General features: G+C 63.4%; 19 protein-coding genes. 7 read left to right on the top strand and 12 right to left on the bottom strand.

Annotation, left to right across the window (positions count from 1 at the left end; translation table 11 throughout):
- Window positions 1-56: 56 nt before the first annotated feature.
- Window positions 57-560: a DUF1097 domain-containing protein gene (locus tag ACP16H_RS01790; RefSeq protein ID WP_425070518.1), complete on the bottom strand. Its 504-nt coding sequence runs from the start codon at window positions 558-560 to the stop codon at window positions 57-59.
- Between the two features lie 174 nt (window positions 561-734).
- Window positions 735-1,175, bottom strand: coding sequence for a cupin domain-containing protein (locus ACP16H_RS01785; RefSeq protein ID WP_425070517.1), 441 nt, complete (start codon window positions 1,173-1,175; stop codon window positions 735-737).
- Between the two features lie 91 nt (window positions 1,176-1,266).
- On the opposite strand from ACP16H_RS01785, the gene ACP16H_RS01780 reads away from it, so the two are divergent.
- The 5 genes from ACP16H_RS01780 (at window position 1,267) to ACP16H_RS01760 (ending at window position 6,069) form a co-directional block, all read left to right on the top strand.
- Window positions 1,267-1,887 carry a holin-associated N-acetylmuramidase gene (locus ACP16H_RS01780; protein WP_425070516.1) on the top strand — a complete coding sequence of 207 codons (621 nt, stop codon included), beginning with the start codon at window positions 1,267-1,269 and terminating at the stop codon, window positions 1,885-1,887.
- Window positions 1,878-2,441: a holin family protein gene (locus ACP16H_RS01775; protein WP_425070515.1), complete on the top strand. Its 564-nt coding sequence runs from the start codon at window positions 1,878-1,880 to the stop codon at window positions 2,439-2,441. Before ACP16H_RS01780 ends, ACP16H_RS01775 begins: the two co-directional genes overlap by 10 nt.
- 127 nt (window positions 2,442-2,568) lie before the next feature.
- On the top strand, window positions 2,569-4,545 hold the full coding sequence (locus ACP16H_RS01770) for a heme lyase CcmF/NrfE family subunit (RefSeq protein ID WP_425070514.1): 1,977 nt from the start codon (window positions 2,569-2,571) through the stop codon (window positions 4,543-4,545).
- Window positions 4,542-5,006 (top strand): cytochrome c-type biogenesis protein, encoded by a 465-nt coding sequence (locus ACP16H_RS01765; RefSeq protein ID WP_425070513.1) that lies wholly within the window; start codon window positions 4,542-4,544, stop codon window positions 5,004-5,006. The genes ACP16H_RS01770 and ACP16H_RS01765 overlap by 4 nt, the downstream gene beginning before the upstream one ends.
- 286 nt (window positions 5,007-5,292) lie before the next feature.
- A complete protein-coding gene (locus tag ACP16H_RS01760; RefSeq protein WP_425070512.1) occupies window positions 5,293-6,069 on the top strand; it encodes an enoyl-CoA hydratase-related protein in 777 nt (258 codons plus the stop codon).
- Window positions 6,070-6,137: 68 nt separating this feature from the next.
- On the opposite strand, the gene ACP16H_RS01755 is transcribed toward ACP16H_RS01760, so the two are convergent.
- The 3 genes from ACP16H_RS01755 to gltX all read right to left on the bottom strand — a co-directional run bounded on the left by ACP16H_RS01755 (window position 6,138) and on the right by gltX (window position 9,902).
- The gene (locus ACP16H_RS01755) at window positions 6,138-6,824 is read right to left on the bottom strand and encodes a hypothetical protein (RefSeq protein ID WP_425070511.1); all 687 of its coding nucleotides are present in this window, start codon (window positions 6,822-6,824) and stop codon (window positions 6,138-6,140) included.
- Window positions 6,825-7,116: 292 nt separating this feature from the next.
- Window positions 7,117-8,412, bottom strand: coding sequence for a citrate synthase (gltA, locus tag ACP16H_RS01750; protein WP_425070510.1), 1,296 nt, complete (start codon window positions 8,410-8,412; stop codon window positions 7,117-7,119).
- Window positions 8,413-8,495: 83 nt separating this feature from the next.
- Window positions 8,496-9,902 carry a glutamate--tRNA ligase gene (gltX, locus tag ACP16H_RS01745; RefSeq protein ID WP_425070509.1) on the bottom strand — a complete coding sequence of 469 codons (1,407 nt, stop codon included), beginning with the start codon at window positions 9,900-9,902 and terminating at the stop codon, window positions 8,496-8,498.
- A 94-nt stretch (window positions 9,903-9,996) separates the two neighbouring features.
- On the opposite strand from gltX, the gene ACP16H_RS01740 reads away from it, so the two are divergent.
- Window positions 9,997-12,027 carry a ComEC/Rec2 family competence protein gene (locus tag ACP16H_RS01740; protein WP_425070508.1) on the top strand — a complete coding sequence of 677 codons (2,031 nt, stop codon included), beginning with the start codon at window positions 9,997-9,999 and terminating at the stop codon, window positions 12,025-12,027.
- A 69-nt stretch (window positions 12,028-12,096) separates the two neighbouring features.
- On the opposite strand, the gene lexA is transcribed toward ACP16H_RS01740, so the two are convergent.
- The 7 genes from lexA to ACP16H_RS01705 form a co-directional block, all read right to left on the bottom strand.
- Window positions 12,097-12,792 carry a transcriptional repressor LexA gene (lexA, locus tag ACP16H_RS01735; RefSeq protein ID WP_425070507.1) on the bottom strand — a complete coding sequence of 232 codons (696 nt, stop codon included), beginning with the start codon at window positions 12,790-12,792 and terminating at the stop codon, window positions 12,097-12,099.
- A gap of 99 nt (window positions 12,793-12,891) precedes the next feature.
- On the bottom strand, window positions 12,892-14,058 hold the full coding sequence (gene glp, locus ACP16H_RS01730; protein ID WP_425070506.1) for a gephyrin-like molybdotransferase Glp: 1,167 nt from the start codon (window positions 14,056-14,058) through the stop codon (window positions 12,892-12,894).
- Window positions 14,055-14,531, bottom strand: a complete 477-nt coding sequence (gene moaC / locus ACP16H_RS01725) for a cyclic pyranopterin monophosphate synthase MoaC (RefSeq protein WP_425070505.1) — start codon at window positions 14,529-14,531, stop codon at window positions 14,055-14,057. The genes glp and moaC overlap by 4 nt, the downstream gene beginning before the upstream one ends.
- Window positions 14,528-15,331 (bottom strand): indole-3-glycerol phosphate synthase TrpC, encoded by an 804-nt coding sequence (gene trpC / locus ACP16H_RS01720; RefSeq protein ID WP_425070504.1) that lies wholly within the window; start codon window positions 15,329-15,331, stop codon window positions 14,528-14,530. The genes moaC and trpC overlap by 4 nt, the downstream gene beginning before the upstream one ends.
- Window positions 15,328-15,975, bottom strand: coding sequence for a uracil-DNA glycosylase (locus ACP16H_RS01715; RefSeq protein WP_425070503.1), 648 nt, complete (start codon window positions 15,973-15,975; stop codon window positions 15,328-15,330). The genes trpC and ACP16H_RS01715 overlap by 4 nt, the downstream gene beginning before the upstream one ends.
- Window positions 15,972-16,991 (bottom strand): anthranilate phosphoribosyltransferase, encoded by a 1,020-nt coding sequence (gene trpD, locus ACP16H_RS01710; protein WP_425070502.1) that lies wholly within the window; start codon window positions 16,989-16,991, stop codon window positions 15,972-15,974. Before trpD ends, ACP16H_RS01715 begins: the two co-directional genes overlap by 4 nt.
- Complete coding sequence (locus ACP16H_RS01705; RefSeq protein ID WP_425070501.1) at window positions 16,988-17,581, bottom strand: anthranilate synthase component II; 594 nt, start codon at window positions 17,579-17,581, stop codon at window positions 16,988-16,990. Before ACP16H_RS01705 ends, trpD begins: the two co-directional genes overlap by 4 nt.
- A 180-nt stretch (window positions 17,582-17,761) precedes the next feature.
- Between ACP16H_RS01705 and ACP16H_RS01700 the strand changes: the two genes are divergently transcribed.
- Window positions 17,762-19,144, top strand: a complete 1,383-nt coding sequence (locus tag ACP16H_RS01700) for a divergent polysaccharide deacetylase family protein (RefSeq protein ID WP_425070500.1) — start codon at window positions 17,762-17,764, stop codon at window positions 19,142-19,144.
- The last annotated feature ends 5 nt before the right edge of the window (window positions 19,145-19,149 follow it).

Below are 19,149 nucleotides of genomic sequence, written 5' to 3'. Positions count from 1 at the left end.
TGAAGTTTCAGAACAGAACGGCCCGGGCACTGCGCCCGGGCCGCTTTCGTTTGCACTCAGGCGTTGGCGGACTTTGCCGTCATGGCTCCCGCGACTTTCTCGGACAGGAGGCCAAAGATGTTGCCGAGGATCATAGAGACCACGACCATGGCCGCTGCCTTTCCGGTTGTGGCGATGTCTCCGATCGCGACCCCGGTCAGCAGGCAGAAGGCTGCCGTAGAGGCATAGCCGTAGACCGCCGCAGGGATGGTCGCGAGCATGGGCAGATGTGCACCCAAAACGAGGACGACGACCGATGCGCCGACAATGGCCGAGGTCACGATGACCGACCCGCCAACCGTGCCGACGATGAACAGGGCGATGGTCGCGACGATGGCGCCCCAGACATGGTTCACGGCGGATTTCGTCAGGCCGTCAGTTCCGCCACCGCTGTGATAGAAACTGCCCCAGCCGATGAACAGCGCCCAGACTTGCAGGCCCGCGCTGTTGCCGAGGCAGACCCAGGTGGCCACCGCCGCAAGAACGCCGATCGAAAGTGCCAATGCGTTAATCAGATTCATGTTGCTCCTCCCAAAGCATCCGGCCTGACGACATGAACAGGTCCGGCGGAGGAAACGCTAGTTAACCAAGGTTAACCCGAGAATGAGACCTTGGTTTATTCGACTTCGACTGGCTTGACACGAGTTTGTTGACGCTAGGGAATGTTGCTAAATTATTGATCGAAAAGTGTTTCATCAAGGAATGTCAAAGCCTGGCTGGGCCAGTTCGAAGCCTTCGAACCGGAACGCGGGCGATACGGTGCATCCGACCAAAGTCCAGTCCCCCAGTGTCGCGGCAGCCTGCCAAGCACTCTTTGGAACGATGATTTGCGGGCGTTCTCCTCGAACAAGATCCGGTCCCAGCAGCGAATCGCGGCGCGGCCCGGTTTCGGTATCGGCCACGGACAACCGCAACGCTGCGCCGGCGTAAAAGTGCCAGATCTCCGCTGCATCGACACGGTGCCAATGGCTGCGTTCGCCGCGCGCCAGCAGGAAATAGATGCAGGTTCCTGTCGGGCGTTCCTCGCCTTCTGCTTCTGCGATCCACGTCTGCCGGTAGTGTCCCCCTTCGGGATGAGGCGACAGCTCCAGCAGGTCGATGATCTGCGCGGAGGTCATGTCGTTCAGGCATGTCATGGGGCTGCGTACGCTCCGGTCAAAGTTGGTTAACCATCGCAGCGCAGCCTGTGGACATCGAGCAGAGCTCTGAGGAGCAGGAGGCAAGGCGATGGCGACAGCGCATCAAGTACGGCGCATGGCCGAGGAAATCGTCGCCCGCGAGGGTGGCTATGTCAATGATCCGGACGATCCGGGCGGCGCAACCAACTATGGCGTCACCATACACACGATGCGGCGGCTTGGGCTGGACCTGACCGGCGACGGCAAGGTCGATGCCGATGATGTCCGGCGCATCACCCGCGCGCAGGCGGTGGACATTTACCTGCAACATTATTTCCTGCGCCCGCGCATCGCGGAATTGCCCGAGGCGCTGCAGGCCTCTGTCTTTGACATGTATGTCAACGCAGGGTCCAACGCGATCAAGATCCTGCAACGGTTGCTCAACCAGATGGGAGAACGGTGCTCGGTCGATGGCGGGATCGGGCCTGAAACCATCGGCGCCTGCGCGCGTGCCTATGCCAAGGCGCCCAACCACATGGGAGATGCCTACGGGATTGCGCGCCGTAATTACTACTTCCGGCTGGCCGATCAGCGTCCGGCATCGCGCAAATACGCCCGGACTCGTTCTGGCGGCAAGGGAGGGTGGATCAGACGGGCGGAGGAGTTCATCTCGCCGCGTTACCACATGACGGATTCCGAATTTCAGGCACGGGTGGCGGCATGGGGCTGATCCAGACTTTGCTCAGCACGGTTTTCGGCAGCGGGCGCAATGTCGTGGCAGAGACGGCGGAGGTGTTCCGGGTGAACGCCGAGGCCGAAGCCGCCCGTGGTGCGACGGCTCAGGCGGCGGCGCTGGCTCAATTCGGCGGTGAGTTCCGCGTCACCGGCAGGTCGGGCTTTGACCGGCTGATGGATGCGCTCAACCGGATACCACGCCCGGCGATGGCCTTGGGGACCATGGCCCTGTTCGTCGCGGCCATGGTGGACCCGGTGTGGTTCGCTGCCCGGATGGCCGGGATCGCGCTGGTGCCGGAACCGTTGTGGTGGTTGCTGGCGGCCATCGTCAGCTTCTACTTCGGGGCGCGCCACCAGTCGAAGGGCCAGGACTTTCAACGCGAGATCGCGGCCACGATGGTTGCCGTGCCGCAGGTCGTGCGCACAGTTCAGGACGTGAATGCCCTTCGCGACGTCACGCCCGACGTAGAGTCCGAAGTTATCGAACCCGAAAGTTTTGCAGAGCCGGGCGAAAATCCGGCGCTGGCGGACTGGCGAAACACACGATGACGGAAAGGGGCGGGGGGAACCCCGCCTTTCTTTTGTGCGGTTTGCAAGTGAAGATTGCGACAATGTGATCGGCGCAGTCGGGCGATTTCGATTGGCCGAACAAATTGGCCTATCTATAAGTCAGCATATGATAGCAGAACTCGGTCACTTCGCCCTCATCCTCGCCTTCATCGTCTCGCTTGTGCAGACGGTGGTCCCTCTGATCGGTGCGCACAAGCGCTGGCCCGGGTGGATGGCCGTGGCTGAACCCGCTGCTACGGCGCAATTCATGTTGGTCGCCGCATCCTTTGCCGCGCTGACCTACGCATTTGTCGTGTCAGACTTTTCCCTGCGTCTGGTGGTGCTGAACTCGCACTCTGCCAAGCCGATGCTTTACAAGATCAGCGGCGTCTGGGGGAATCACGAAGGGTCGATGCTTCTCTGGGTGCTCATCCTGTCGTTGTTCGGAGCCATGGCAGCCTGGTTCGGCGGTAACCTTCCGCCGACATTGCGGGCGCGGGTTCTGGCGGTGCAGGCATCCATTTCGGTTGCGTTTTTCGCATTCATCCTATTCACCTCGAACCCGTTTCTGCGCATGGTGGTTCCGCCGATGGACGGGCAGGATCTGAACCCGCTTTTGCAGGACCCCGGTCTCGCGTTTCACCCGCCGTTCCTGTACCTCGGCTACGTTGGTCTGAGCATCTGTTTCAGCTTTGCCGTTGCCGCCCTGATCGAAGGGCGCGTTGATGCCGCCTGGGGCCGTTGGGTCCGTCCGTGGACCTTGGCCGCATGGGTGTTCCTGACCATCGGCATCGCGCTGGGATCATGGTGGGCCTACTACGAACTTGGCTGGGGCGGCTTCTGGTTCTGGGACCCCGTGGAAAACGCGTCCTTTATGCCCTGGTTGTTCGCTGCAGCGCTGCTGCATTCGGCCATCGTCGTGGAAAAGCGCGAGGCCTTGAAAAGCTGGACCGTCCTGCTGGCAATCCTCGCTTTCGGCTTCTCGTTGATTGGGACGTTCATCGTGCGCTCGGGCGTGCTGACCTCGGTGCATGCCTTTGCCAATGACCCCGAACGCGGGGTGTTCATCCTCGGCATTCTTGTCTTCTTCACCGGCGGCGCATTGACGCTTTTTGCGGCGCGCGCCAGCGCGATGGAAGCCAAAGGCGTGTTTGGCGTGGTCAGCCGCGAATCCGCTTTGGTGGCAAACAACATTCTCCTCGCGGTGTCTTCTTTCGTGGTCTTCGTCGGCACGCTCTGGCCGCTGATGGCCGAGATGGCATTTGGCCGCAAACTCTCCGTCGGGGCCCCATTCTTCGAAGCGGCCTTCACGCCCTTCATGGTGCTGCTTGGCCTGTTGTTGCCTGTCGGGTCGATGCTTGCTTGGAAGCGCGGATCGCTGAGCCGCGTCATCCAGCAACTTGTCCCGGCGTTCGTGCTGGCCGTGGCTTTGGCCGGGCTTGTCTGGTCGATGCAGACAGGGCGCACGTTGCTGGGTCCGGTGGGCGTGTTTCTTGGCGCTTGGCTGATCGCTGGCGCGCTGACCGACCTGTGGTCGCGCACGGGTCGCAACCGCGACCTGTCGCGCCTGCTGCGCCTGCCGCGCGCCGACTGGGGCAAGGCCGTGGCACATGGTGGCCTTGGCATCACGATGCTGGGCATCTCTGGCCTGATGGCGTGGCAGCAGGAAGACATTCGCACTGTCCACATCGGCGAGCCCTGGACCTTGGGCAAATTCGAATTCACCCTGCAAGACGTCACGCGTGAACAAGGGCCTAACTACTTCGCCACGCGTGGCGAGGTGTCGGTCACACCGGCCAACCACGACGGCGGTGAAATCGCGCATCTTTACCCGGAAAAGCGCACCTACCCGGTGCAGGCGATGCCCACGACCGAAGCGGCCATCGACTATCGTTTCCTGCGGGACATCTACGTCGTGATCGGTGATCCGCAAGACGACGGCGGCTGGGTCATGCGTGTCTACATCAAACCGCTGGCAAACTGGATCTGGGGCGGCTGCATCCTGATGGCTCTTGGTGGGTTGCTGAGCCTCTCGGACCGGCGCTACCGTGTCGCTGCAGGCGCGCGCAAAACGGCTCCCATGGGTGGAGTACCGGCAGAATGACGCAGGTCCTCAAACTGGCGCCCGCCCTTGTATTGGCGGTGATTGCCAATATCGCCTTGGCCGTACAACCGGACGAGATGCTGGATGATCCGGCCATGGAGGCGCGCGCCCGCGAAATCTCGGCGGGACTGCGGTGCCTCGTTTGCCAGAACGAGAACATTGACGACTCCAACGCATCACTGGCCCGGGACCTGCGTCTGCTGGTACGCGAGCGGCTGGTGGCAGGCGACAGCAATGACGAAGCGGTGGACTACATTGTCAACCGTTACGGCGAATTTGTCCTGCTGAAACCCCGGACAGGCGGCTGGAACTGGTTGCTCTGGGCTGCTGGCCCGATCATGTTTCTGCTCGCTGCCGCCGTGGGCGTTTTCTACGTTCGCAAGCGCGCGGAGACACCGGTCACGGACGACCACCTCAGCGCAGCGGAACAGAAACGCCTGGACGAATTGCTCAAGGGCTGAGGCGATCGTGGGTGGGCGGCTGTGCCTTCAGGGTTTCGGCGCAGTGGCGACGGTCTATGGTCGAACACAGACTGCCGAGCCGTAACGTCGACTGCTGGGAATACCTGCGACTGGAATATCGCCCACAGCCCGAAGCGCGGCCTCATTGTGCGACAGCCTCCGGCCATGGACTGTCTTGGGACGTCGCGTCGGTCGCGCAGGCGGTAGGGGCTTTCGCATTGCCCCTTTTGCCTCTGCGGTGTTTGATGCGCCGCAAACGCCCCGCGCGGCACGAGAGGAGACGCCCATGATCTACGATACCATCACCTACGCGGTGGAGAACGATATTGCCACCGTGACGCTGAACCGGGCCGACGTGATGAACGCGCTGAACACGCAGATGCGTGCCGAAATCACCGATGCTGTCAGCCGGGGTGGCCGAGAGGCGCGGGTGGTGGTGCTGACGGGCGAGGGGCGGGCGTTTTGCTCGGGGCAGGACCTGGGCGACCGCGAGACGGCGGCCACGCTTGACCTCGAGCGCGTCCTGCGTGACGAATATGTCCCCATGCTGCACGCCATTTATGACTGCCCCGTGCCGGTGATTTGCGCTGTCAACGGCGCCGCGGCGGGGGCAGGGGCCAACCTCGCTTTGGCGGCGGACGTGGTGATTGCTTGCGAAAGCGCCTTCTTCATGCAGGCCTTCACGCGGATCGGCCTGATCCCCGACGCAGGCGGGACATGGTTCCTGCCGCGTCAGATCGGCATGGCCAAGGCCATGGGGGCGGCGCTCTTTGCGGACCGCATCAGCGCGCAGCAGGCATCTGACTGGGGTATGATCTGGGAGGCGGTGCCGGACACTGAGTTCCGCGACCATGTTGCAAAGCGCGCCGCCCACCTCGCGAGCGGACCCACGGCCGCCTTCCAGCGCGTGAAACAGGCCATGTCCGCCTCGCAAGGTAATACGCTAGAGGAGCAACTGGCCGTCGAGGCGCGCCTTCAGGGGGAATGCGGCAAAACCCGCGACTTCAAGGAAGGCGTCGTCGCGTTCATGGAAAAACGCCCCCCGGTGTACGAGGGGCGCTGACCTGCGCGGGCAGAGGGTGTTGACCAGACCTCCTCTGCCTCCGTCGCAGGAGCCAGACTGAACCAGTTTCAGAACATGTCGTCGGGCATGTCGGACCAGTCCACCTGATCCTCTGCCACGTCCGACGCTTCCTCGGGCAGGTCGATCATCGGCAGACCAGCGATGGTGTCTTCGTCGTCGCCGTCCTCATCGGCAAAGGGATCGGCTGCGGCTTGTTCGGGCATGTCGGCCGGCAGTTCGCAGACGGGCAGGTCGATGATTTCCAGATCACCGGTATCTGCCTCGGGCTGGTCCACGGCCATGTCGTCTTCGCTGACGTCGTTGGCGGGCTGCTCGTCTTCTTCACACACATCTGCGGCGGGCGCGTCGGTGATCTCTGCGCCACAGCCTGCGTTGGACTGGTCATCATCGTGGCCGTGGTGCCATTGCTCGCGCGCTTCGTCGCCCTTGTCGCCGCAGCCCTTGCCGAAGAAATCAAAGTCCTTGTGATCCTCGTGGGCCTCGTCGCGGTCGTCATGATGGCGCTCGTCGTCCCGATCACGTCCGCAAGACTTGCCGGCCCAAGACGATTTCACCGAACCATGCGTTCCGTGACCGCTGAAGGAAAACTTGCCCAGCGAGGCAAAGAAGTCGTGGCCACCATGGTGGCCATCGTGACCTTCGTCACGGCTGCCGCAATCGCGTGCATCGTCATGCTTGGAGAACTTGGAAACGTCGAACTTCAGCTTCGGGCCGAAAAAGGAAAAGGAGCGCATTGTGGTCATTCCGTGTCTGGCGCCCCCACCTGACATGCTGCCTTTTCACCCCGGAATGTGGCGGGAATGTGGCAAAGAAGGCCAATTGCGGCGGTAATGCCGGAAACGCATTGTTTCGTGCCCGCCCGTGCCCCAATTCTGGCGGCCCTTGTCCCACTTCCTGGTTAATTCGGGCGAACCTTACGGCAAATGTGGCAGAGCGAGGCGATCCGCCCAACAAGCCCATTAACTTGCCAAGAAAAAAGCCCCCGGAGGATCGCTCCGGGGGCCCTTGTGTCCAAACCTGCCAAGATCAGCGGGTTTCGATGTCCGTGTAGTCACGCGCAGTCTCGCCCATGTACAGCTGGCGCGGACGACCGATCTTCATCTGCGGGTCTGCCAGCTGTTCTTTCCACTGCGACACCCAGCCCACGGTGCGCGACAGCGCAAAGATCGGGGTGAACATGGAGGTCGGGAAGCCCATCGCCTCGAGGATGACGCCGGAGTAGAAGTCGACGTTCGGGAATAGCTTCTTCTCGGCGAAATACGGATCCGCCAGCGCCTGCTTTTCCAGTTCCTTGGCGACCTGAAGGATCGGGTTGTCCTCGATGCCCAGCAGATCCAGCACCTCGTCGGCGGACTGCTTCATCACCTTGGCGCGCGGGTCGAAGTTCTTGTAGACGCGGTGGCCAAAGCCCATCAGGCGGAACGGGTCGTTCTTGTCCTTGGCGCGGGCGATGAATTCCGGGATGCGATCCACGGAACCGATTTCCTTCAGCATCTCGAGGCAGGCCTGGTTCGCACCACCATGCGCCGGACCCCAGAGGCAGGCGATACCGGCCGCGATGCAGGCAAAGGGGTTGGCGCCCGAGGACGATGCAAGACGCACGGTCGACGTCGAGGCGTTCTGTTCGTGATCGGCGTGCAGGGTAAAGATACGGTCCATGGCGCGGGCCAGGATCGGGTTCACGTGATATTCCTCGGCAGGAACCGAGAAGCACATGTGCAGGAAGTTCGCCGCGTAATCCAGATCGTTGCGCGGATACACGAAGGGCTGGCCGATCGAGTACTTGTAGGCCCAGGCCGCGATGGTCGGCATCTTGGCGATCAGGCGGTGCGAGGCGATCTCGCGCTGGCGCTCGTCAGAGATGTCGGTCGAATCGTGGTAGAAAGCGGCCATTGCACCAACCACGCCCACCATGGTCGCCATCGGGTGTGCATCGCGACGGAAGCCACGGAAGAAGTACACCATCTGCTCGTGGATCATGGTGTGGCGGGTGATCGTGCTTTCGAACTTCTCCAGCTCCTCTGCCTTGGGCAGATACCCGTACAGCAGCAGGAAGCAGACTTCGAGGTAATGCGACTTTTCCGCCAGCTGGTCGATCGGGTAGCCCCGGTGCAGCAGCTCGCCCTTGTCACCGTCGATGAAAGTGATGGTGCTGTCGCAGGACGCGGTGGAAGTGAAGCCCGGGTCGTAGGTAAAGACACCAGCCTGACCGTAAAGCTTGCGGATGTCGATGACGTCCGGGCCGGCGGTCGGCGAGTGGATGGGCAGATCGTAGCTCTGGCCGTCGATGGTCAGTGTTGCGGTCTTCGTGTTCTCAGCCATGCTTCTCATCCTTCGTGAATGGTGGGCGGGGCCGCGGCGCTCGCGGCCCAACCGGGAAATTCTACATGGCCGAGACCCGCCGCTCAGGCACTGGACTCGGCCGCCTGGGACAGGCGCGCAACCGTCTCGTCGCGCCCCAGAACCAGCATCATGTCGAAGACCGAAGGAGTCACCGCCCGGCCTGCCAGCGCCGCCCGCAAAGGCGCGGCGAGCTTGCCGAATTTGGTCCCCTGTTCTTCGCAGAAGCGGTTCGTTGCCGCCTCAAGATCATCTCGCGTCCAGCTAGCATTTTGCAACTGCGGCGTCAACGCGGACAGTATACCACGGGATACAGCGTCCAGTGCCTTGGCCGTTTTCTCATCTGGCTCAATCGGGCGGCTGGTCAAGACAAACTCCGCTTTTTCAAGCAGTTCGGGGAAGGTCTTGGCCCGTTCCTTGAGGCAATACATCGCACGGAACAGACCGTCACGCTGCGTCTCGGACAAGGGAGCACTGCCTGTGGCTGCAAGATATGCCTCGATTTCTTGCAGCAACGCGGCATCGTCGGCAATGGCGATGTGCTGGCCGCAAAGGTTTTCCAGTTTCTTGAAATCGAAACGTGCCGGAGAGCGCCCGATTCCATCCAGGTCGAACCACTCCTTTGCCTGATCATCGGTAAAGAATTCGTCATCGCCGTGGCTCCAGCCGAGGCGGGCGAGGTAGTTGCGCACGCCGGCCGCCGGGTAGCCCAGCTTCTGGTATTCATCCGCGCCCAGGGCGCCGTGGCGCTTGGACAGCTTCTTGCCGTCCTCGCCGTGGATCAGCGGGATGTGGGCGTAAACCGGCAGGGGCCAACCCATGGCCGTGTAGATCCCCATCTGGCGCGCGGCATTGTTCAGGTGATCGTCGCCCCGGATCACGTGGGTGACGCCCATATCGTAGTCATCCACCACCACGGCCAGCATGTAGACCGGTGTGCCGTCCGAACGTAACAGGATCATGTCGTCCAACTGGTCGTTGCGGATCGTCACGGTGCCCTGAACCTCGTCCGTGATGACCGTCTCGCCGTCCTGCGGTGTTTTCAGGCGGATGACATAGGGCGCATCGGGATGAGACGCCGGGTCCGCGTCGCGCCACGGACTTTGGAACAGGGTCGAGCGGCCCTCGGCGCGAGCGGCCTCGCGGAAGGCCTCGATTTCCTCCTGCGTCGAGAAACACTTGTACGCCTTGCCATCCGCCAGCAACTGACGCGCCACCTCCGCGTGGCGGTCGGCGCGGTCGAACTGGCTGATGACGTCGCCGTCGTGATCCAGTCCCAGCCAGTCGAGCCCTTTCAGGATCGCGTCGGTCGCCTCGGGGGTCGAACGCGCGCGGTCCGTGTCCTCGATCCGCAGCAGGAACTTGCCGCCGCGCCCACGGGCGTACAGCCAGTTGAACAGCGCGGTTCGCGCGCCGCCGATGTGCAGGTAGCCGGTAGGAGAGGGCGCGAAGCGGGTCACGACTTGGGTCATCTTGGTTAACCTTATTCTAACGGTGGCGGGCTTAGCCTTTGCAGGTTCCTTACCCAGCCCCGCGCACCGGGGCAAGCCGGGGGCCTGTCTGGCGATGCGCCATGTCCATGACCTGCTAGACCGCCTGCTGGCCGGCCAGCGCGGGCACCTCTTCGCGTGGGTGCCGGTCATGTTGGGCTGTGGGATCGGGCTTTACTTCGCGCTCCGGTGGGAACCGCCGGTGGCGCTGCTCTGGAGTGCGTTGTCGCTTGGTGCGCTGGCTGCATGGCAGGGGCGCAGAGCCTCCGCGACCGGACCCTTGGTGGCGGCCTTCGGTCTGATGGCGATGGGGTTTGGCCTCGCAGGCCTGCGTGCACATCAGGTGGCCGGGCCTGTGCTGGATTTTCGGTATTATGGTCCAATCGAAGGACGTGTGGTTGATATCGACCGCTCCGCTTCGGATGCGCTGCGGCTGACGCTGGACCGGGTTGTGTTGCAGGACATGGACCATCGGCGCACGCCGGATCGGGCGCGCGTCTCCTTGCACGGCGATTTGAATGTCGAGCCTTTGCCCGGCATGACGGTCATTCTGACCGGGCATCTCGGTCAACCCGGTGGCGCGGTCGAACCCGGCGGCTTCGATTTTCGCCGCCACGCCTGGTTCCAGCGCCTTGGGGCCGTGGGATATACGCGCACTCCGGTGCTGATGCTGGAACCGCCCGGGCGAGGGCAGACGGTGTTCAAGGCCCGGATGGCGCTGTCTGCGCGCGTGCAGGCGGCTTTGCCCGGCGAAACCGGTGCCTTTGCCGCGGCGGTCATGACCGGAGACCGATCCGGCATGGAGCAAGGTCCGCTACAAGCCCTCCGCGCAACCAACCTCGCGCATTTGCTGGCCATTTCCGGGTTGCACATGGGCCTGCTGGCAGGCTTCGTCTTCGGGGCGCTGAGGCTGGGTCTGCTCCTGATTCCGCACGTCCGCCACCACTGGCCGGTCAAGAAGCTGGCAGCCTTGGGCGCGTTGATGGCGGCCGCTGCCTATCTGGCACTTTCCGGCGGCAATGTCGCGACAGAGCGCGCCTTTGTCATGGTCGGGACCGCTCTCATCGCGCTGCTGCTGGACCGACGCGCGCTGTCGCTCCGCTCTGTCGCGATTGCCGCGCTGGTCGTCCTGATCCTGCGACCCGAGGCGTTGCTTGGTCCCGGCTTCCAGATGAGCTTTGCTGCGACGGTCGCCCTCGTGGCGGTTTTCGAGCAAGTCACACATCTGCAAGCCGGTCAGCGGCTGCCACGCTGGGCCATGCCCGTCCTGTCGCTGGTCCTGTCTTCGGCAGTGGCTGGGGCCGCGACCGCTCCGGTCGGTATGGCGCACTTCAATCAGGCGTCGGTGTACGGCTTGCTGGCAAACCTTGTTTCTGTTCCTGTGATGGGGATCCTCGTCATGCCGCTTGCGGTCGTCGCGGCCCTGTTGATGCCGCTGGGGTTCGAGGCCGCGCCCCTGTGGATCATGGCCCTCGGTCTCGACTGGATTCTCGGCGTTGCACACACCATCGCCGACTGGGGAGGAGCCACCCGCCCGGTCGTTGCCCCAGGACCTTGGGTGCTGCCGCTGATTGCTCTGGGGGGATTGTTCCTGTGCCTCTGGCGGGGTTTGGGCCGTCTGGCGGGGCTGCTCCCTCTAACCCTGGCCTTGACGTTATGGTTTCAGGCCGAGCGCCCGCCGATCCTGATCTCCGACGAAGGCGCGCTGGTCGGGATCATGACGCCCGCCGGACGGGCCTTGTCGAAACCTCAGGGGGCCGGATTCATCGCCGGGAACTGGCTGGAAAACGATGGCGACGCGGTCACGCAGGAGGTCGCCGCGACCCGCTGGCCGGGTCCGATGGCCGGGCGTGTGGCGCGGGCATCAGCCGCCGGGGTGGACCTTGTTCATATTCAGGGCAAGAAAGCTGCGGCCAATGTCACAGAGTGCCTTGCCGGGCAGATCGTCGTATCCAGTGTCGATCTGACCCTGTCCGGAGACTGCGACATCTTCGATCCGAAGCGCCTGGCACAGACGGGTTCGGTCGCGATATGGGCGGCGGAAAACGGGTATGAAGCCGTCACGGCCGCGGATGTTTCCGGCCGCCGTTTGTGGCGCGGGCCTTGATAACGGGCCTTGAGAATGGACCGTTGAGAACGGGGCGCCAAAGTTCCGGCGCCTCGTCCAATACGCCCATCAGTAGGTGCGGATCAGGCCGACGAGGCGTCCCTGCACGCTTACGGCACCGCGCGGCAGCACGCGTGGCTCATAGGCCGGGTTGGCGGCTTCCAGCACGATCATGTCACCCTTCCGGCGAAAACGCTTCAGCGTCGCCTCATAGCCCTCGATCTGCGCGACGACGATATCCCCGTCCGCAGCGTCAGAGACTTCGCGGATCACGACGACATCGCCATCGTTGATCCCGGCCTCGATCATGGAATCGCCCCGAACCTCAAGCGCGTAATGCCGACCGCTTCCCTGCAACATGCTGCCGGGAACAGAGATGCCCGGCGGCTGATCGTTGATGGATTCGATCGGTACACCGGCGGCGATACGCCCCATGAGGGGCAGTTGCGCAACGCCGCCTGAATTGATTTCCGTGGCGGTGCCGGGAATACGGTCCGGACGGTCGCCGTCGATCACCTGCGGCGTAAAGCCAGCGGGCTGGCCACCGAGGCTTTCGGGCAGTTTCACGATCTCGATGGCGCGGGCGCGGTGGGCAAGGCGCCGGATAAAACCACGTTCTTCCAGAGCGGTAATCAGCCGATGAATGCCTGACTTTGACCGAAGATCCAGCGCGTCCTTCATCTCGTCGAACGAGGGAGGCACGCCATCGCGCTGCATCCGCTTGTTGATGAACTCCAGCAGGTCCAGTTGCTTCTTGGTCAGCATCGCTCTCTTGCCCCGTCTTTTGTCATGCTTAGCGCGCAAATCGTTAACATTTGTTCTACGCATGTTCTTGTTTTGTGTCAACGGTTTTGACGCAAGAGCCTACAACGGCAGGTAGTCCACCATCTCACCGGCCTGACGCGCGGGATCGCCCACTGGCCGGATCAGCAGCGCGTTGGCGGCGCCCAGAACACTCAAAAGGCTCGAATCCTGACGCTCTGCAGCGGTCAGCCCCTCGGGCCCAAGCATCGCCCGCATGTAGTGTTCACGCGGGCCATTCGACGAAATCGCGCGGGCGAGAGGTGCCCGCAGCCGCGTTGCCGGGACCGCCGCCTGTCCCAGCATGGCGCGGATCACGGGCAGCACGAAAACATGGCCGCAGACCATGGCCGACACCGGGTTGCCCGGCAGGCCGATCATCATGGCACCATTCAGACGCCCGGACATCAGCGGTTTGCCCGGTCGCATGGCGACCTTGTGAAAGGCGCGCTCCATCCCCAAGGCCTTGGCCACGGATGCCACGAGGTCGTGATCCCCGACAGACGCTCCGCCGATGGTGATGACAAGATCCGCGTCGGCGATCAGGCTAAAGGCGTGCTCCAGCGAGGCGCGTGAATCCCGGGCAATGGGCAACAGGCGCGGTTCAGCACCATGTGCCGACAGCAATGCGTGCAAACCAAAGGTGTTCGACGCGATGATCTGGTCCGGCCCCGGCGTTTCCCCCGGCATGACCAGCTCGTCGCCGGTCGAGATCAGCGCAACGCGTGGTTTGCGCGCCACCGGTACGCGCGCGATATTCATCGAGGCCAGCAGCGCAACGTCATTCGGACCGAGGACCCTTGGTGCATCAATAACGGCACCTTCTGCAAAGTCGGTCCCAGCCGCACGGATATTATCACCGGAATCAAGGTTTTCCTGCACGGTGATGGTGTCACCATCGCGGTACACGTCCTCCTGAATCACGACTCGGGCGGCACCTTCGGGAACCGGCGCTCCTGTAAAGATCCGGACCGCCTGTCCCGGACCCACGACGCCGTCGTACCGATGACCTGCCGCGCTTTCTCCGATGACGGTGAAGCGCTCTCCGGGGGCAGCCGCGACCACCGCATAGCCATCCATGGCCGACGAGGGAAACGGTGGCTGCGTACGCCGGGCCATAACTGGGTGCGCCAAGGTCCGTCCCGCCGCTTGCAGCAGCGGCACATCCTCGACGCGCAGAGGGGCCGCGAGGGCAAACAGGCGGTCCAGAGCCTCGGTTACCGTAATCATTCCGCTTCGTAACGCCCCGATTTTCCACCATCTTTCAACGTGACATGGATGCCGCCAATTTCCATGCCCTTATCTGCAGCTTTGACCATATCGTAGACTGTCAAGGCGGCGGTGCTGACGGCGGTCAAGGCTTCCATCTCGACCCCGGTTTGGCCGGTGGTCTTGACGGTCGCCTCGATCCGGAGGCCGGGCAGGGCGGCATCCGGGACCAGATCGACCGACACTTTGGTCACCGGCAGGGGGTGACACAGCGGGATCAGGTCAGGCGTCTTCTTTGCCCCCATGATCCCGGCAAGGCGGGCCACGCCGATCACGTCGCCCTTCTTGGCAGTGCCAGAGGTGATGAGATCGAAGGTTTCCTGGCCCATCCTGACCCAGCCCGCAGCTGTAGCGATGCGCGAGGTGACAGCCTTTTCAGACACGTCGACCATGTGCGCCGCGCCCTCAGAGTCGAAATGCGTCAACTCGCTCATGCCGGCACCGGGTTTTTCAGCAAGGTTTCCGTCGCTTCCTGCACGTTCGCCTGACGCATGAGGCTTTCCCCGATAAGGAACGCGCGCGCGCCATGGGCCGCCATGTCCGCGAGGTCAGCGGGCGTATTCAAACCGGACTCAGAGATCAGAAAACGCCCTTCCGGGATCCGCCGGGACAAATCCCGCGTGGTGTCGAGCGTCGTTTCAAAGGTCTTCAGGTTGCGGTTGTTCACCCCGATCAGCGGTGATTTTAACGTCAGCGCACGATCGAGTTCCTCGCCGTCGTGCACTTCGATCAAAGCGTCCATGCCCCATTCGAAAGCTGCCGCTTCCAATTCGGCGGCCTGTGCATCGGACACCGAGGCCATGATGATGAGAATGCAGTCAGCGCCAAGCGCCCGCGCTTCGGCGACTTGGTAGGTGTCGTACATGAAATCCTTGCGCAGTGCAGGCAGGGACGTTGCCGCCCGAGCCTCGACAAGGAAGTCCTTTGCCCCCTGGAATGAGGGTGTGTCCGTCAGCACGGAAAGGCAGGTTGCGCCGCCCGCCTCATAAGCCTGCGCCAGTTGCGCCGGATGGAAATCGGAGCGGATCAACCCCTTGGACGGGCTGGCTTTCTTGACTTCCGCGATCAGTCCATAGCCGGTGGCGGCGGCTTGCGTCAACGCCGCTGCAAAGGGACGGACCGGCGAGGCGGCACGCGCCTCTGCCTCTACCTCCGCCAAAGATTTCGCGGCCTTGTCGGCGGCGACCTCTTCCAGCTTGTAGGCCTTGATCTTGTCGAGGATCGTTTGGGTCATGGGGCCTCTCCGGTCCAGTCGATGGGTGTTTGGCCCTGTTGTGTAAGCCACTCGTTGATGCGGGAAAAGGGGCGCGAGCCGAAAAAGCCACGCCGGGCTGACAGTGGCGATGGATGGGCCGTCTCGATCACGAGGTGTCCCGCACCGGTGATCAAAGGACGGAACCCCTGCGCATGTTTGCCCCAAAGCAGGAAGGCGCGCGGTCGATCCGACAGGGACGGCAGGACCTGCTCTGTCAGCCGGGACCACCCGAGCCGCGCATGCGCACCTGCATTGCCCGCCGGAACCGTCAGCGCCGTGTTCAAAAGCAGCACGCCCTGATGCGCCCAACCGTGCAAATCACCGGTGGCAGGGTGTCCGCCGAGGTCCTCGTCCATCTCCTTGAAGATATTTTTCAAAGAGCGCGGCAAAGGGTACACGTCCGCCTCGACCGAGAACGCAAGCCCATGTGCATGGCCGGGCGTAGGGTAGGGGTCCTGGCCCAGGATCACGACCCGAACCGCGTCGGGTGGGCAAGCCTCCAGCGCAGCAAAGCGTTGGTGTGCTGGGGGCAGAATGTCGGCTTGATCCGCAAGAACAGCCTCGATCCGGGGCAGATCCTGCGCGAAAAACGGCAGGTGCTGCCACGCGTGCGGGGGGATCATGCGGTCTGTGTTGCCTTGGCCAGACCCTGAACCTTGGCCCAGGCCGCCCCGTTGTCGATGGCCTCTGCCGCCAAGGCCACCCCTTCGCGCAGGTCAACGGCTTTGCCGGCAATGGTCAAGGCCGCAGCGGAATTGAGCAGCACAGCGTCGCGATAGGCGCTCTTTTCACCGTCGAACAGGGCACGCATGGCGCGGCCGTTTTCCTCTGGCGTTCCGCCGACGATGGCCTCGAAGGGATGCACCGGCAGACCCGCATCCTCGGGGTGCAGTTCCACCTCGCGGATGCTCCCGTCCTCTTCCAGCGAGGCGACCCAGGACACGCCCGTGATGGTCAACTCGTCGGTGCCATCCGAGCCATGTACCAGCCACGCATGTTCGGACCCGAGTTTGCCCAGAACCTCCGCCATCGGGCGGATCAACGAGCGGGTGAAGGCCCCGGTCAACTGGCGTTTCACGCCTGCCGGGTTGGTCAGCGGCCCGAGGATATTGAAGATCGTGCGTGTGGCAAGTTCCGCGCGCACGGGCCCCACGTGCGCCATGGCCGGATGGTGCATCGGCGCCATCATGAAACATATTCCGACGTCGTTCAGCGCTTTTTCGACCTTGTTGGCAGGGATCATCACGTTGATCCCCATCTGGCTCAACGCATCGGCAGACCCGGATTTCGACGACAGGTTGCGGTTGCCGTGCTTGGCGACCGTAACACCGGCCCCCGCCACGACAAATGCCGTCGCTGTCGAGATGTTCAACGTCCCCTTGCCGTCACCGCCGGTGCCAACGATGTCCATGGCGCCCTCGGGCGCCATGACCTTGTTGCACTTCGACCGCATGACGGCGGCAGCGGCGGCGTATTCGTCCACCGTCTCGCCGCGCGTGCGCATGGCCATCAGCAGGCCACCGATCTGTGCGGGCGTTGCCTCGCCGTTGAACAGGATGGTAAACGCGCGTTCAGCTTCTTCACGGGTCAGGGGGCGGTCGGCGGAGGTGCCGATCAGCGGGCGAAGATCGTCGCTCATGCGGGCACCTTTTGGGTCGCGGGCAGGATGTCGAGGAAGTTTTGCAACATCGCGTGACCATGTTCGGACGCGATACTCTCTGGATGGAATTGCACGCCATGGATCGGCAGAGTCTTGTGCATCAGGCCCATGATCGTTCCGTCCTCAAGTTCGGCAGTTACCTCGAGACAGTCGGGTAGGGTGGCGCGATCCACAACGAGCGAGTGATAGCGTGTCGCCTGCAATGGCGACGGCAGCCCCGTGAAGACCGATTTCCCGGTGTGATGAATCGCACCCATCTTTCCGTGCACGATTTCAGTATGTCTTTGCACGATGCCGCCGAATACCTGGCCAATGGTTTGGTGCCCCAGACAGACACCAAACAGAGGCGTCTCGGTCTCGGCGGCGGCCTCGGTGATCGCGCAGCAGATGCCCGATTGCGATGGCGTGCCCGGTCCCGGAGACAGCACGATCCCCGCCGGTTTCATCGCCATGGCCTGCTGGACGTCGATCGCGTCGTTCCGCCAGACCTGCACATCGGCACCCAGTTCGCCAAGGTAATGCACGAGGTTATAGGTGAAACTGTCGTAGTTATCGATCAGAAGCAGCATCGCAGGCCTTTGAATTGTAGCGGGTACTTGGGGCTGGCAAGCCAACCCCCGGTCGCGGTATACATGCGCAGGCGCTGCTTGCGAGGTCAAGGGGCGGAGGGGCATGGTCAGGCCGGGACGCATGAAGCCGGGCGACATGTCTCTGAAGGACGCGAAAGCGGGCAGTGGGGAGTACGGGCGATGGCACGGGGATTTTTGGCAGGGGTAATCTGGGGCGCGGTTGTCTCCGGCGTGGGCATTGGCGCGTTGTCGGTCGCGACAGGATTGCCGGAACCGGCCCCGGCGCCCGAGGCCGACGTCAGCGCGCCTGCCGTTGCGATCCCAGAGGTGGTCGAGAGTGAGCCGCCTGTTGCCGTGATCGACGATGCCGCACCGGATGTGGTGGCCGTCGTGCCGGAAGTGACCGAACCGGTTCAGGATACGCCAGCTTCGGCGGGGGACCCCATGGACGCGCCTCTGGTCGGGGAATCGCCCCAGGCGCTGGCCGGCAGCGATCCGGTGGATGCGGACGTGGCGGTGTCATTGAGCCCCGAGACGCCGGTGCAACTCAATGAACCGGACGCCACGCCAGAGGCGCCCGATCCCGAACAGGAACCACAGATAGTGGAGGACAGCGCGCCGGAGCCTGTCGAGATGACCGAAGCGATGCCGGAGCCCGCGCCGGAAACTGCACCCGAACCCGAACCTGCGCCCGAAACACCTGCCGTGGCATCCATCATGGAACAGCAGACCGATGAGCGCCGCTTCGGTACGCCCGCCGGGTCCCTCGTGGACCGCAACCCTGCGGTGGAACAAAACCGCCTGCCAACAATTGGCGCGGCTGCGACGCCCGAGACTGTCACCGCTGCGCCAACGGCGACCCTGTCTCCCGACAGCCCGCTCATGCGCTACTCCACCGCCGTTACGCCGCCCGCAGACGTGCCCCGCATGGCTCTGGTGCTGATCGACGACGGCTCTGCCCCCATGGGCCCGGCGGAACTGGAAACGCTTCCCTTTCCGGTGACCTTCGCCATCGCACCCGGCCATCCTTACGCGGCTGGCGTCGCGCAAGGCTACCGCGACCGTGGTTTCGAGGTGCTGGCATTGGCGGACGTTCCCGAAGGTGCGACCGCCTCGGATGTCGAGGTCACCATGGCCGGTCTCCTCTCCGCTGTGCCCGGCGCAGTCGGCGTGCTCGAAGACCCCACAGGCCCCGGCCTGCAAAGCAGCCGCGAGGTGGCGTCTCAGGCCGCCGCCTATCTGGGTGCCTCGGGTCACGGTCTGGTCATGGAACCCAACGGCCTGAACACAGCGCAGAAACTGGCCGCCAAGGAAGGCGTGCCCTCGGTCACGTTGTTCCGCGACATTGACGGCGAAGGTCAGGACGAGAGCCTGATCCGGCGCACCCTCGATCAGGCCGCGTTCCGGGCCCGTCAGGAGGGCAGCGTCGTCATGCTGGGCCGTATTCGTGCCGGCACGATCTCGGCGCTGGTGCTCTGGGGGCTTCAGGATCGGGGCAACACCATCACGCTGGTCCCGATCTCGACCGTCCTGAAGGAAAGCACTGCCCCGGCAACGGAGTGATTGCG

This window comes from Sagittula sp. S175, from assembly GCF_049800975.1.
GTDB lineage: Bacteria > Pseudomonadota > Alphaproteobacteria > Rhodobacterales > Rhodobacteraceae > Sagittula.
Note: the sequence above shows the minus strand (reverse complement) of the source record. Positions and strands in the feature narration are given on the sequence as shown.

Bases quoted from the DNA above. Each gene is read 5' to 3' on its own strand.
- ACP16H_RS01790 (WP_425070518.1), bottom strand. From the start codon at position 560: ATGAATCTGATTAACGCATTGGCACTTTCGATCGGCGTTCTTGCGGCG.
- ACP16H_RS01785 (WP_425070517.1), bottom strand. From the start codon at position 1,175: ATGACATGCCTGAACGACATGACCTCCGCGCAGATCATCGACCTGCTG.
- ACP16H_RS01780 (WP_425070516.1), top strand. From the start codon at position 1,267: ATGGCGACAGCGCATCAAGTACGGCGCATGGCCGAGGAAATCGTCGCC.
- ACP16H_RS01775 (WP_425070515.1), top strand. From the start codon at position 1,878: ATGGGGCTGATCCAGACTTTGCTCAGCACGGTTTTCGGCAGCGGGCGC.
- ACP16H_RS01770 (WP_425070514.1), top strand. From the start codon at position 2,569: ATGATAGCAGAACTCGGTCACTTCGCCCTCATCCTCGCCTTCATCGTC.
- ACP16H_RS01765 (WP_425070513.1), top strand. From the start codon at position 4,542: ATGACGCAGGTCCTCAAACTGGCGCCCGCCCTTGTATTGGCGGTGATT.
- ACP16H_RS01760 (WP_425070512.1), top strand. From the start codon at position 5,293: ATGATCTACGATACCATCACCTACGCGGTGGAGAACGATATTGCCACC.
- ACP16H_RS01755 (WP_425070511.1), bottom strand. From the start codon at position 6,824: ATGCGCTCCTTTTCCTTTTTCGGCCCGAAGCTGAAGTTCGACGTTTCC.
- gltA (WP_425070510.1), bottom strand. From the start codon at position 8,412: ATGGCTGAGAACACGAAGACCGCAACACTGACCATCGACGGCCAGAGC.
- gltX (WP_425070509.1), bottom strand. From the start codon at position 9,902: ATGACCCAAGTCGTGACCCGCTTCGCGCCCTCTCCTACCGGCTACCTG.
- ACP16H_RS01740 (WP_425070508.1), top strand. From the start codon at position 9,997: ATGCGCCATGTCCATGACCTGCTAGACCGCCTGCTGGCCGGCCAGCGC.
- lexA (WP_425070507.1), bottom strand. From the start codon at position 12,792: ATGCTGACCAAGAAGCAACTGGACCTGCTGGAGTTCATCAACAAGCGG.
- glp (WP_425070506.1), bottom strand. From the start codon at position 14,058: ATGATTACGGTAACCGAGGCTCTGGACCGCCTGTTTGCCCTCGCGGCC.
- moaC (WP_425070505.1), bottom strand. From the start codon at position 14,531: ATGAGCGAGTTGACGCATTTCGACTCTGAGGGCGCGGCGCACATGGTC.
- trpC (WP_425070504.1), bottom strand. From the start codon at position 15,331: ATGACCCAAACGATCCTCGACAAGATCAAGGCCTACAAGCTGGAAGAG.
- ACP16H_RS01715 (WP_425070503.1), bottom strand. From the start codon at position 15,975: ATGATCCCCCCGCACGCGTGGCAGCACCTGCCGTTTTTCGCGCAGGAT.
- trpD (WP_425070502.1), bottom strand. From the start codon at position 16,991: ATGAGCGACGATCTTCGCCCGCTGATCGGCACCTCCGCCGACCGCCCC.
- ACP16H_RS01705 (WP_425070501.1), bottom strand. From the start codon at position 17,581: ATGCTGCTTCTGATCGATAACTACGACAGTTTCACCTATAACCTCGTG.
- ACP16H_RS01700 (WP_425070500.1), top strand. From the start codon at position 17,762: ATGGCACGGGGATTTTTGGCAGGGGTAATCTGGGGCGCGGTTGTCTCC.